The following is a 12,392-nucleotide window of genomic DNA, read 5'->3' as shown; positions in this document are numbered from 1 at the left end:
ATCCTCCGAATTTTGCGCCTTCATGATGAGGCTTGGTTGAAGGCTTGCACCGATCGCCGGCGCGGTCAAACATGTGCCGATAAAATCCAGAAGGACGATCAGGGATGAACGAACTCGATTTCAGCGGCCAGCAGGTGCTCATCGTCGGAGGATCAAGCGGCATCGGCAATGGTATGGCGCAGGCCTTTCGTGCGCGCGGCGCGCATGTGCATGTCTGCGGGACGCGCGCCAAGGCAAGCGACTACACGATCGATGAAGGTTCCGATCTCGACGGCCTCGGCTACAGCCAGCTCGATGTTGGCAGCGCGTCGGCCATCGAGGCCTTCGATCCGAAGCTCGATCGGGTGGATGTGCTGATCCTCGCGCAGGGTGCTGTGATCTATCGCCGCGGTGAATTCGAAATGGAGGGCTTCCGCAAGGTGATGGAAGTCAACCTGATCAGCCTGATGGGCTGCGCGACGAAATTTCACGCGCAACTGAAGGCCAGCAAGGGCCGATTGATCATTGTCAGTTCCACCGCGGCCTATCATGCGACCAAGGGAAACCCCTCCTACAATGCGTCGAAGACCGGCGCAGTTGGGCTCACGCGCACATTGGCGCAGGCGTGGTCGGAAGACGGCATCCGTGTCAACGGTATCGCGCCGGGGCTCGTTGACACCAAGATGACAAAGGTCACGACAGCGAATCCGAAGCGGCTGGAAGGCGCGATTGCCAGGATCCCGCTGCAGCGCCTCGGCACGCCTGCCGATATGGCCGGTGCCGCATTGTTCCTGGCGTCGCCGCTGTCATCCTATGTTTGCGGTCATACGCTGGTCGTCGATGGCGGTTTGATCCTTTAAATTCACGGCGCCTGCATCGCGGCGGAACCAGTACTGGCTTCAGGCATTACACCGGCGAGAATTTCCTCACGGAGTAATCGACATGGACAAGGACCGTATTGCGGGCGCAGCCAAGGATGCAGCTGGCAAGGTTGAAGGTGTGATCGGCCGAGCCACGGGCGATGAGCGGACTGAAGCCTCGGGCCGCGCGCGCGAAGCGACGGGCACCGTGCAGAACCTGTATGGCCAGGCCAAGGATGCCGTGCGTGACGCATCGGACGCCGCCACCAGCTATGCCAAGGATGCACTCGACAGCGACGTCTATCGCGACGGCACGCAGGCGATCACCGACAAGGTCCGCGACAATCCGCTCGGCTCGCTGTTGATCGCAGGCGGTATCGGCTTTGCGCTGGCGATGCTGATGACGCGTCCGCCGCGCCGTCGTCCGAACCGTTTCGGTTATTGATAGCAGATCACGGCTGAGATAACGGACGCCGCAGAAGCGTCAGCAGCCACATCTAAGAAAACGTCCAAGAAAATATCCAAAGCAAAAATCCCTCAGCCCGCAAAGGCTGAGGGATTTTTTTGACTCTGAAATTTCGCGTCGCAATTTTTCGCGCGATTAGCGCGTGAAGAAACCGGAGGGGGCGGAGGCGGCGGGGCCGACATTGGCCGGCGGGCGCGGCCCGGGCGCCTGGGCCGGGCGGGGGCGCTGGGGCGCCTGCTGGACGGGCGCGCGGCGCGGCGCATCGTCGAAGCCAAAGAAACTACCGAAGGATGACGGCGCTTCGGTGGCGATGACGGGTTTCGGCTTTTTCTTCGGCGCGGCCGGCGGCGCCGGCACCGGAACGATGCCGTCCGGCCCGGTCGCCGCAGCGGTCGTGCCGCTCGTGCCTGATGTGGTCGGGGTGACTGCGGCCACAGGTACATCGCCCTTGGCCTGTTCGCGGCCGATCTCGCGGCGCGGCCAGGCGAAGTCGTCGGCGCGGCCGGCGGGCGCGGCGAGCGGCTCGCCCTTCACCAGCACGCGCGCCACCAGCGCATCGACACTCACCGGCTTCACGCCGGGGCCGCCGAGCAGTTGATCGGTGCCGACCGAGGAAGCGACCAGCGGCACGATGGGGCCGGCCAGCGGACGCGGCGCTGGCGCACCAGGCACGGCATTGAGGTCCGGCGTCGCAGGCTCGCTCGGCAGCGCGATCGGCGCGGAGCGGCCGGAGAGCAAACGGGTGATTTCGCGCTCGACGTAATGCGCCATCTTGCGGGCGCCGGCCTTGGTGAAATAGACGCCGTCGGCCGAACGCAGCCGGCGGATCTGGCCTTCGAAATCCGGGCCCTGCTGCAGGAAGCGGCCGGCCTCGTCGACGAAGCCGTCCCAGATATCGACATAGGTGATGCCGGCCTTGGTCGCGGCGTCGCGATAGAGATTGTCGAGATAGAGCATGTCGGCGGTCGCCTTGGTGCCGCGCACCGCGGGCAGGCCGACCCACAGCACGGGCATGCCCTTCGCCTTCACGACATTGATCATCTCCTCGATCTTCTTCGAGTAGAGTTCGCCCCAGCGCTCGTCGCGAAAATCGACCATGCCGCCGGTCCGCGCGCCGCGCTCGGTGACGATCGAACCGGGATCGGGAATATCTGCATCGTCAGCCTCGGGCTCGGCCGGCTTGTCGCCGGGCTTCACTTCGGCGGCGCCGTCCTTCTTCTCGTCCTTCTTGGCGCCCTTCTTCTCGGCGGCCTTGTCGGGCTCGCGGATTGCGACGCGGTCATTGAGGCCGAGCATGACGACAATGGCATCGGGCTTCTCGGTGGCGAGAATGCCCTTGGCCGCCGCGGCCCAATCGGCGGGCTCACCCTTCGGCTGATAGCGCAGCAGGCCGGAGACGGTCTTGTGCTTGCGGATCACGCCCATGTCGGGCTGTTCAGCATAGGCGTCCTCAAGGCCGTAAGCGAGCCAGTCGGCCATGCTGTCGCCGAGCACCAGCACGTTGCGCTCGGCCGGTGCATCGCGTTTTTCCGGCGACGGTGCGCGCGAATAGTCCTCGCGTGGAGCGGCCCGCTTCGGCGCCTGTTGTTGTTGGAACGGCGCGAAAAACGGACTGTCATTGCCGCCGCCGAACCAGCCGAAGCCGCCACCGCCGCCTTGAGGCACATTGCGCTGCGGACGCGGAGGAGGTTGCTGCGGACCGCCGAAACCGAAGAACTGCGCCGACGCGGGCGCCACGATGCCGATCAGCAGGCCCAAAGCCACGGCGAGCACCATCAGCGTGCCCTTTTCGGCACGCCAGTGATCGATCCGCCATCTCGGCAAGTTGGGCTTCTGTGACATGCGCCTCGACCGCAATCGCAGGGTCCGCAGACCCGGGTTCCCGCTCGACATACTACCGGATTCGGGCCGCAAGCGGGCAGCCGCGATCCCGCCATCAAGCGCCGCCCGGCGTTAACGTCAAGCAAATCCCGGAACTTTTAGCGGCAGGGTGAACGGCGAGACCGCAGCCAAGGCCTGTGCCGAACAAAGCGGCAATTCCGGAGTTGTCGTGACAAATCAGGGAGGTTTGCCATGAAGTCACTGCTGCTCGCCGCTGCGCTCGTTCTCGCGCTGCCCTCATGGGCTTCTGCAGATACCCCCGGCAAGGACTGGATGACCGCACAGCAGGTCACCGAGAAGCTGCGCAGCTTGGGCTACACGGAGATCAGAGAGCTTGAGGCCGACGACGGCCATTGGGAAGCCGATGTCGTGAAGGACGGCCGGACCTTCGAGGTCCATGTCGATCCGCATAGCGGCGCGCTCACCAAGAACGAGCCCAAGCACTGACGCCGGCAGGCTAGTCTATTTCCACAGCCCCAAAGCCTGCCATTTCGCCGGCGGAATGACCGTTCCCGTCTTGTAGGTGAAATCCAGCACCGTCTTGTGATCCGGCGTCGCCTTGCAGGTGAAGGCGACCTGCATCCATTTGCCGCCCGCGCGATAGGCGCCGCCCTTGGCGATCAGCGTATTGCCGAGATGCTGCGGCAGCACCAGCGCGTCGGATTTGGCGCGCTCGACACGCGGGCCGCCCTTGCTGATCCGGCGCATCGCCTCGAAGTCGCAGACCTGCTCCAGCCGGGTCTTCGGATCGAGCTTGCCGAGGGCCGCCATGAAGCGGGTATCGCTGGCATGGGCCTGCGGGACAAGCGCCACAAGGCCGAGCGGAATAAGCAGGAATTTCATGCGGGAAGGGACAACACGTTTGGAAGGTAAGAGATCGGCGGGATAATACCGCTTAGCGTCTCTGCGGGTTGCTGGCTACCCACTCTGGGATGCGCCGCGCGGCAGGTCGCGCTGTGCGAGTCCCGGCCGTGAATGGGATCGACGCGCGCACGCGCCGTCTGTCCCGCGCCGCCGCGCAAGTTGGCCTTCCGGTGGTCCCCCGCCTGAAGTAAGGGGGATAGAGCGCCGAAAGGCGCAACTTTGTAATCAGTGGCGCGGCCCGTCGGCTGCCTGCGACAGCGACCTTCGGTGCGCGCACGCCTTTCGGCGCTCCATCGCAGCTTTTCTGTTCCCGGGGCCGTGCTTCCGGGTACTGGGTACGGGCATCGTGCCCGTCATCCGGCCGGCTTTCGCCAGCCTTCACCCGCACCCGTCCAGCCGCAAGCGGCAGAGCCCCGTAGTGGGCCCGGACGGCTACCCAGGACCTCCCGAGTCCGTGCTTGCGAGGCACGTCCGCGGGCGCCGCATCCTGTCCCACCTCCAAAGACGCCCTCGAGAAGCGCCCCTCGTCGACAGGGTGAGGGGAATATAAGCTTAAATAGGACATATGTCAATAAGGAGCTTTCTATCGTTTCTGTCGAAGCGTCGAAGGAGTTCTCTGGCGTCCCACCCGACTGGCCTTACGTGCTCAGTTCGCAGCGGTGCCTTAGCTCCTGCTAATTGGTTGGTCTCCCTAAAATGTGTTACTATCAATCATGCCTCAGAAAGCGAACCGATCTGCGAAGACTGGAAAATTCGTCCTCGGAGCCGAGCGCTACGAGAGGATCAGTGCTGTCGAGGGCATCGCCTTGACACCTGCGATGAAGAAGCGCTCCGCGGACGCAAAGAAGAAGAAAGCCTCTCCGGCCGAATACCGTAAGGCGATTATGGACGCGCATCGCAAGGCCTGACCCTCCAGATGTATGACGCGATCGAAGACCCGTACACGTATCCAGGGTCGACGGTCCTCCGGAATAAACTCGATCTTCGGGAGCAGGGTGCGCTTGACGACTTCGAAGCGGAAATCTCCTACGCGCGGTCACAGGAGCCTTTTCCAGTCGGGCATCTGGATTTTGCGCACTACAAGGCGATCCATCACCACCTCTTTCAGGATGTCTATGATTGGGCAGGTGTCCCGCGGACGGTGCGGATAACGAAAGACGCCAGCCCGTTCTGCTTTCCGGAGAACATCGGAGGGCAGGCTGACAAACTGTTTGGCCAGCTAAAGCGCGAGAATTTCCTGCTCGGTCTGGATGCAAAGGCGTTCAGCAGAAAAGCGGCTCACTTTCTCTCCGAACTGAATGCCATCCACGCTTTTCGTGAGGGAAACGGCCGTGCCCAAACCACCTTTCTGGTACTGCTGGCAGCGGAGGCTAGTCATAGCTTCGATCATGAGAAGCTTGACCCGGACGAATGGCTCCGGGCCATGATTGCGAGCTTTGATGGCGACGAGAAGCCGCTTGCTTCGGCGATAGAGCGTCTGTTGACCGATTGAAGTTCGGGACCGCCGGGAAGGGCGGGCGACAAGAGAAAGGGCTCCGACACATAAGTGCGGAGCCCTTCAAAATTTGGCGATGTTGATGCCTTCACCTCGGCAGCGTCGTCGTTCCCATCAGCGCCTGATCGATCGAACGGGCGCAGAGACGTCCCTCGCGGATCGCCCAGACCACCAGCGACTGGCCGCGGCGCATGTCGCCGGCGGAGAACACCTTCGGCAGCGAGGTCGCGAAGTCCGTCGTCGCGGCGCGGACGTTACCGCGCTGGTCGAGGTCGACGCCGAGGGTCTTCAGCATGCCTTCGTGGACGGGATGGACGAAGCCCATGGCCAGCAGCACGAGGTCAGCCTGCAGCGCAAATTCCGAGCCGGGGATCGGCTTGAACTTGTCGTCGACCTGCACGCAGTTCAGCTTGGTGACCTTGCCGTCTACGCCTTCGAAGCTTTGCGTCAGCACGGCGAATTCGCGCTTGGCGCCTTCGGCTTGGCTCGACGAGGTCCGCATCTTCAGCGGCCAGTTCGGCCAGGTCAGGCCCTTGTTCTCCTGCTCGGGCGGCGCCGGCATGATTTCGAGCTGGGTCACCGACAGCGCGCCCTGACGCAGCGAGGTGCCGATGCAGTCGGAGCCGGTGTCGCCGCCGCCGATGACGACGACATGCTTGCCGCCGGCCAGGATCTCCTTGACGTCGCCGAGCGGCTCGTTGCCGACGCGGCGGTTCTGCTGCGGCAGGAAGTCCATCGCGAAATGGATGCCGTCGAATTCGCGGCCGGGGATCGGCAGGTCGCGGCCGTGCTCGGCGCCGCCGGTCAGCGCGATGGCTTCATATTCCTTGAGCAATTCGGCGGGGTCGATGGCGCCGGGCGAGGTGCCGCCGACAGCCTTGCCGTAATGGAAGGTGACGCCTTCGCCTTCCATCTGCGCGACGCGGCGATCGATGATGTGCTTTTCCATCTTGAAGTCGGGAATGCCGTAACGCATCAGGCCGCCGGCCTTGGCGAACTTCTCATAGACATGGACGTCGTGTCCGGCGCGTGCGAGCTGCTGCGCGCAGGCCATGCCGGCGGGACCGGCGCCGATCACGGCGACCTTGCGGCCGGTCTTCACGGCGGAGACCTGCGGCTTCAGCCAGCCATTGTCCCATGCCTTGTCGACGATGGCGCATTCGATGGTCTTGATGGTGACCGGGTTGTCATCGATGTTCAGCGTGCACGAGGCTTCGCACGGTGCCGGACAGATGCGGCCGGTGAATTCCGGGAAGTTGTTGGTCGAGTGCAGGTTGCGCGAGGCTTCTTCCCAGTTGCCGCTATAGACGAGGTCGTTCCAGTCCGGGATCTGGTTGTTGACCGGGCAGCCGGGCGTGCCGGGCTGAACCGAGCCGGTGCCGTGGCAATAGGGAATGCCGCAATTCATGCAGCGCGCGGCCTGGTCGCGGGTGTCTTTCTCGCTGAGCGGAATGACGAACTCGTTATAGCCCTTCAGGCGCTCGGCAACCGGCGCATACTTGCGGTCGTGACGATCGATTTCCAGAAAACCCGTGATCTTGCCCATTACAACTGACGCCTCTGAACTCTTAAGTTCCAAATTCCGTCCTCATCCTGAGGAGCGGCCACTTGGCCGCGTCTCGAAGGATGCGTGATTTGTCCCTCATGGTTCGAGACGGCGCTGCGCGCCTCCTCACCATGAGGGCCTTTTCCTTATGCGCCGATCGCGATCTGCGGTTCGGCCTCGGCGCTTTTCGCTTTCAACTCGCGCAGTGCGCGGCGGTACTCGACCGGCATCACCTTGCGGAATTTCGGCAGCCAGGTTTTCCAGTCCGCGAGGATCATCGCAGCCTTGGCCGAACCGGCATATTTCGCGTGACGCGTGATCAGCACATGCAGGCGCTCGATGTCGCTATCGAGCAGGTTAGCGAACACGTCGACCTTGCCATGGGCTTCGAGATCGCCGGAGTGGTGATAGGTGTTCTCGGCGATCATCTCTTCCGAGAGGACCGGTTCGAGTTCGACCATCGCCATGTTGCACAGCTTCGGGAAGTCGCCGGTTTCGTCGAGCACATAAGCCACGCCGCCGGACATGCCGGCCGCGAAGTTACGGCCAGTCTTGCCCAGCACCACGACGATGCCGCCGGTCATGTATTCGCAGCAGTGATCGCCGGCGCCTTCGACGACGGCCACGGCACCCGAGTTACGCACGGCGAAACGCTCGCCGGCGACGCCGCGGAAGTAGCACTCGCCCTCGATCGCGCCATACATCACGGTGTTGCCGACGATGATGGACTCTTCGGGCACGATGGCGGAGTGAGCCGGCGGGCGCACGATGATCTTGCCGCCCGAGAGGCCCTTGCCGACATAGTCGTTGCCTTCACCTTCGAGATCGAAGGTGATGCCCTTGCACAGCCACGCGCCGAAGGCTTGACCGGCGGTGCCCTTCAGCGACACCTTGATGGTGTCGTCGGGCAGGCCGGCATGGCCGTAGATCTTGGCCACCGAGCCCGCCAGCATGGCGCCGGCCGAACGGTTGGTGCTGTTGATCTTGGTGTCGATCTTCACCGGCGCACCCCGGTCGAGCGCGGGCTGCGCCTGCCTGATCAACTCGCGATCGAGCACGGCTTCCAGGTGATGGTCCTGATCCTCGGTGTGATAGATCTTCTGGCCGGGCAGTTCGGGCTGGCGCACGAACAGCTTGGAGAAGTCGAGACCCTTGGCCTTCCAGTGCGATACGAGGGCCGACTGGTCCAGCATCTGCACCTGGCCGACCATCTCGTCGAAGTTGCGATAGCCGAGCTGGGCCATGATCTCGCGCACTTCCTCGGCGACGAAGAAGAAGTAGTTGATGACGTGCTCGGGCTGGCCGGTGAAGCGCTTGCGCAGCACCGGGTCTTGCGTCGCGACGCCGACCGGGCAGGTGTTGAGATGGCACTTGCGCATCATGATGCAGCCGGCCGCAATCAAGGGCGCGGTGGCGAAGCCGAATTCGTCGGCGCCGAGAAGCGCGCCGATGACGACGTCACGGCCGGTACGGAAGCCGCCGTCGACCTGGACGATGATGCGGCTACGCAGCCGTTCACGCACCAAGGTCTGGTGGGTTTCGGCGAGGCCGATTTCCCACGGCGAACCTGCATGCTTGATCGAGGTCAGCGGCGATGCGCCGGTGCCGCCTTCGAAGCCGGCGATGGTGACATGGTCCGCGCGCGCCTTGGCGACGCCCGCGGCAACCGTGCCGACGCCGATTTCCGACACCAGCTTGACCGAGACCTGGCCCGTCGGATTGACGTTCTTGAGATCGTAGATCAGCTGCGCGATGTCTTCGATCGAATAGATGTCGTGATGCGGCGGCGGCGAAATGAGACCGACGCCCGGGGTCGAGTGGCGCACGGCGGCAATCGTCGCGTCGACCTTGTGGCCGGGCAACTGACCGCCTTCGCCGGGCTTCGCGCCCTGCGCCATCTTGATCTGCATCATGTCGGAATTGACGAGATATTCCGTGGTGACGCCGAAACGTCCCGACGCGACCTGCTTGATCGCCGAACGCATCGAGTCGCCATTCGGCATCGGCTTGTAGCGATCCGACTCCTCGCCGCCTTCGCCGGTGTTCGACTTGCCGCCGATCCGGTTCATCGCAATAGCAAGGGTCGTATGCGCCTCGCGCGAGATCGAGCCGTAGGACATGGCGCCGGTCGCAAAGCGCTTGACGATGTCCGCGGCGGATTCGACTTCGTCGAGCGACACAGGCTTGCGCTTCTCGTCCTCGGCCGTCTTGATCTTGAACAGGCCGCGCAGCGTCAGCAGACGCTCGGACTGTTCGTTGAGGATCTTGGCGAAGGCGCGATAACGATCCTGCGAGTTGCCGCGCACGGCATGCTGCAGCAGCGACACCGACTCCGCATTCCACGCATGGTCTTCACCACGGCTGCGATAGGCATATTCACCGCCGACATCGAGCGCCGTCTTGTAGATCTGGATCTCGCCGAACGCCTCGTTGTGGCGACGCACGGTCTCCTCGGCGATTTCGGCGAGGCCGACGCCTTCGATCTTGGTGTGGGTGCCTGTGAAGTACTTGGTCACGAATTCCTGACGCAGGCCGACGGCGTCGAAGATCTGCGCGCCGCAATAGGACTGGTAGGTCGAGATGCCCATCTTCGACATGACCTTGAGCAGGCCCTTGCCGATCGACTTGATGAAGCGCTTGACGATTTCATAGTCGTCGAGCTGCACCGGCAGCCGGTCCTTCATGGCGATGATGGATTCGAACGCCAGATACGGGTTGATCGCTTCGGCGCCATAACCGGCGAGGCAGGCGAAGTGATGCACTTCGCGCGGTTCGCCGGATTCGACGACAAGGCCCACCGAGGTGCGCAGGCCGGTGCGGATCAGGTGGTGATGCACGGAGGCGCAGGCCAGCAGCGACGGGATCGGAATGCGATCCGAGCCGGCCATGCGGTCGGACAGGATGATGATGTTGACGCCTTCGCGCACGGCAGCTTCCGCACGGGCGCACAGTTCGTCCAGCACCTGCTCCATGCCTGCCGCGCCGAAACCGGCATGGAAGGTGGTGTCGAGGGTGCGCGAGACGAAATGCGACTCGGCAACGTCGGTGATCGAGCGGATCTTTTCGAGATCCTGGTCGGTCAGGATCGGCTGACGAACTTCAAGGCGCTTGGTGGTGGCGACGCCCTGCAGGTCGAACAGGTTCGGCCGCGGTCCGATGATCGAGACGAGGCTCATGACGAGCTCTTCGCGGATTGGATCGATCGGCGGGTTGGTGACCTGCGCGAAGTTCTGCTTGAAATAGGTGAACAGCGGCTTCGGCTTGCTCGACAGCGCCGAGATCGGCGTGTCGGTGCCCATGGAGCCCGACGCTTCCTCGCCCTGCGACGCCATCGGCGTCAGCAGGATGGTGACGTCTTCCTGGGTGTAGCCGAAGGCCTGCTGGCGATCGAGCAGCGGCAGGTTGGAGCGCTGGCCCTTGGCCGCCGCGTCCGGGAGTTCTTCCAGAACGATCTGGGTGTGTTCGAGCCACTCGCTATAGGGATGGCTGGCGGCCAGCGTCGCCTTGATCTCGTCGTCAGGGATCAGACGGCCCTGGACGAGGTCGACCAGCAGCATCTTGCCTGGCTGCAGACGCCACTTGGTGATGATGTCTTCTTCCGGAATCGCCAGCACGCCCATTTCGGACGCCATCACGATGCGGTCGTCCTTGGTGACGAGATAACGTGCGGGGCGCAGACCGTTACGGTCCAGCGTCGCGCCGATCTGGCGGCCGTCGGTGAAGGCGAGCGCAGCAGGACCGTCCCACGGCTCCATCATCGCGGCGTGATATTCGTAGAAGGCGCGGCGCTGCTCATCCATCAGGGGATTGCCAGCCCAGGCTTCCGGAATCATCATCATCACGGCGTGGGGCAGCGAGTAGCCACCCTGCACCAGGAATTCCAGCGCGTTGTCGAAGCAGGCAGTGTCCGACTGGCCTTCATAGGAGATCGGCCACAGACGGCTGATGTCCTTGCCATAGAGTTCGGACTCGATCGACGCCTGACGCGCCGCCATCCAGTTGACGTTGCCGCGCAGCGTGTTGATTTCGCCGTTATGCGCGACCATGCGGTACGGATGCGCGAGCGACCATGTCGGGAAGGTGTTGGTCGAGAAGCGCTGATGCACCAGCGCCAGCGCGCTTTCGAAATCCTCTTCGTGCAGGTCGGCATAGTAGCTGCCGAGCTGGTCGGCGAGGAACATGCCCTTGTAGATGATCGTGCGACACGACATCGAACACGGATAGTAGCCGGCGAGGCCGCGCTCGCGGCGCTGATAGATCGCCTGCGAGATCGACTTGCGGAGAATGTAGAGACGACGTTCGAACTCGTCCTCGTCGGCGATCTTGGCTTTGCCGATACCGATGAAGACCTGCATGTTGGCAGGCTCGGTCGGCTTCACGCTTTCGCCGAGCGACGCATTGTCGGTCGGCACGTCGCGCCAGCCGAGCAGCTTCAGGCCTTCGGCCTTGATCTGGTCGCCGATGATGCCCTGAATGACTTTCCGCCACGCGGTATCACGCGGCATGAACAGCGCACCGATGGCGTATTGGCCAGGCTCCGGCAGGCTGAAGCCGAGTTCCGCCGTCTTGCGGACGAAGAACTTGTGCGGGATCTGCACCAGAATACCAGCCCCGTCGCCAAAGCGCGGATCTGCGCCGGTGGCGCCGCGGTGCTCGAGGTTGCAGAGGATGCTGATCGCGTCAGACACGATCTGATGCGACTTGCGGCCCTTGATGTTGGCAATGAAGCCGACACCGCAGGCGTCCTTTTCCTGCGACGGGTCATAGAGGCCCAGCGCCGGCGGACGGTAGGTATGGAGTTCCGGTTTGATGGCGGTGTCTTTCACGTTAGCCGATTTGATAGCCGGGGCCGCCGAATGCGTGCCGGTTTCGATCAATTGGCGCTCGTGCTCTGATCCGCTCATCTTCGTCCTCTCAACCCCCGTCGGGGTTCTGCCACCCTTGTCGGCGCACCTTTGACGCTCGCGGAACCCGTTCGGGCTACCGCTCGCGCGTCTTGCGAGCCTCGTTTTCAGAATTCAGACTGGTGGTGCCCATCGTCCCCGGCGGCCACCCCATATCTCGCCTTAAAGGCATTTCGTCTCAGCAGGCGTGTTTTTTAGTCGCGACGCCTGCTTATGTTGCAAACCCCGTGCCGGATTTGCCACCAAAAATTGCGACAGTGATGCTGTCCTAACCAGGACTTTGCCAAATTTTTATCTAGCACACAAGCGCGCTTGAGTCCGTCGTCGCATAGCAACAACGCATGCCAAATTGTCCATGTCTCGAAGACACATTCAGCCCGGAGGTGCCGCGTTCCGG

8 protein-coding genes are annotated in these 12,392 nt (G+C 63.2%); 4 read left to right on the top strand and 4 right to left on the bottom strand.

Features of this window, described 5'->3' with window-relative positions:
• Positions 1-104 precede the first annotated feature (104 nt).
• Together AB8B20_RS16455 and AB8B20_RS16450 are read left to right on the top strand one after the other, a co-directional pair.
• Positions 105-839 (top strand): SDR family NAD(P)-dependent oxidoreductase, encoded by a 735-nt coding sequence (locus tag AB8B20_RS16455; protein WP_439074609.1) that lies wholly within the window; start codon positions 105-107, stop codon positions 837-839.
• 82 nt (positions 840-921) lie between these two features.
• Entirely contained in the window at positions 922-1,284 is a 363-nt protein-coding gene (locus tag AB8B20_RS16450; RefSeq protein WP_089266232.1) for a CsbD family protein, read from the top strand.
• Between the two features lie 156 nt (positions 1,285-1,440).
• Here AB8B20_RS16450 and AB8B20_RS16445 read toward each other — a convergent pair whose 3' ends face one another.
• The gene (locus AB8B20_RS16445) at positions 1,441-3,147 is read right to left on the bottom strand and encodes an SGNH/GDSL hydrolase family protein (RefSeq protein WP_439074610.1); all 1,707 of its coding nucleotides are present in this window, start codon (positions 3,145-3,147) and stop codon (positions 1,441-1,443) included.
• Between the two features lie 231 nt (positions 3,148-3,378).
• Here AB8B20_RS16445 and AB8B20_RS16440 point away from each other — a divergent pair, with 231 nt between their 5' ends.
• Positions 3,379-3,633, top strand: a complete 255-nt coding sequence (locus tag AB8B20_RS16440) for a PepSY domain-containing protein (protein WP_309942977.1) — start codon at positions 3,379-3,381, stop codon at positions 3,631-3,633.
• Positions 3,634-3,648: 15 nt separating this feature from the next.
• On the opposite strand, the gene AB8B20_RS16435 is transcribed toward AB8B20_RS16440, so the two are convergent.
• Positions 3,649-4,029, bottom strand: a complete 381-nt coding sequence (locus tag AB8B20_RS16435) for a DUF930 domain-containing protein (protein ID WP_439074611.1) — start codon at positions 4,027-4,029, stop codon at positions 3,649-3,651.
• 937 nt (positions 4,030-4,966) lie between these two features.
• Here AB8B20_RS16435 and AB8B20_RS16430 point away from each other — a divergent pair.
• Positions 4,967-5,542, top strand: a complete 576-nt coding sequence (locus AB8B20_RS16430) for a Fic/DOC family protein (protein ID WP_439074612.1) — start codon at positions 4,967-4,969, stop codon at positions 5,540-5,542.
• A 91-nt stretch (positions 5,543-5,633) separates the two neighbouring features.
• Here AB8B20_RS16430 and AB8B20_RS16425 read toward each other — a convergent pair whose 3' ends face one another.
• Positions 5,634-7,091, bottom strand: coding sequence for a glutamate synthase subunit beta (locus tag AB8B20_RS16425; protein ID WP_439074613.1), 1,458 nt, complete (start codon positions 7,089-7,091; stop codon positions 5,634-5,636).
• A 146-nt stretch (positions 7,092-7,237) separates the two neighbouring features.
• Positions 7,238-11,995 (bottom strand): glutamate synthase large subunit, encoded by a 4,758-nt coding sequence (gene gltB, locus AB8B20_RS16420; RefSeq protein ID WP_439074614.1) that lies wholly within the window; start codon positions 11,993-11,995, stop codon positions 7,238-7,240.
• Between the last annotated feature and the right edge of the window lie 397 nt (positions 11,996-12,392).

The organism is Tardiphaga sp. 866_E4_N1_4, from assembly GCF_052076075.1.
In the GTDB taxonomy this organism is placed as follows: domain Bacteria; phylum Pseudomonadota; class Alphaproteobacteria; order Rhizobiales; family Xanthobacteraceae; genus Tardiphaga; species Tardiphaga robiniae.
Note: the sequence above shows the minus strand (reverse complement) of the source record. Positions and strands in the feature narration are given on the sequence as shown.

What these genes read in the sequence shown, in the direction of transcription:
- AB8B20_RS16430 (WP_439074612.1), top strand. Translation starts at nt 4,967, where the DNA reads ATGTATGACGCGATCGAAGACCCGTACACGTATCCAGGGTCGACGGTC.
- AB8B20_RS16425 (WP_439074613.1), bottom strand. Translation starts at nt 7,091, where the DNA reads ATGGGCAAGATCACGGGTTTTCTGGAAATCGATCGTCACGACCGCAAG.
- AB8B20_RS16445 (WP_439074610.1), bottom strand. Translation starts at nt 3,147, where the DNA reads ATGTCACAGAAGCCCAACTTGCCGAGATGGCGGATCGATCACTGGCGT.
- AB8B20_RS16450 (WP_089266232.1), top strand. Translation starts at nt 922, where the DNA reads ATGGACAAGGACCGTATTGCGGGCGCAGCCAAGGATGCAGCTGGCAAG.
- gltB (WP_439074614.1), bottom strand. Translation starts at nt 11,995, where the DNA reads ATGAGCGGATCAGAGCACGAGCGCCAATTGATCGAAACCGGCACGCAT.
- AB8B20_RS16455 (WP_439074609.1), top strand. Translation starts at nt 105, where the DNA reads ATGAACGAACTCGATTTCAGCGGCCAGCAGGTGCTCATCGTCGGAGGA.
- AB8B20_RS16435 (WP_439074611.1), bottom strand. Translation starts at nt 4,029, where the DNA reads ATGAAATTCCTGCTTATTCCGCTCGGCCTTGTGGCGCTTGTCCCGCAG.
- AB8B20_RS16440 (WP_309942977.1), top strand. Translation starts at nt 3,379, where the DNA reads ATGAAGTCACTGCTGCTCGCCGCTGCGCTCGTTCTCGCGCTGCCCTCA.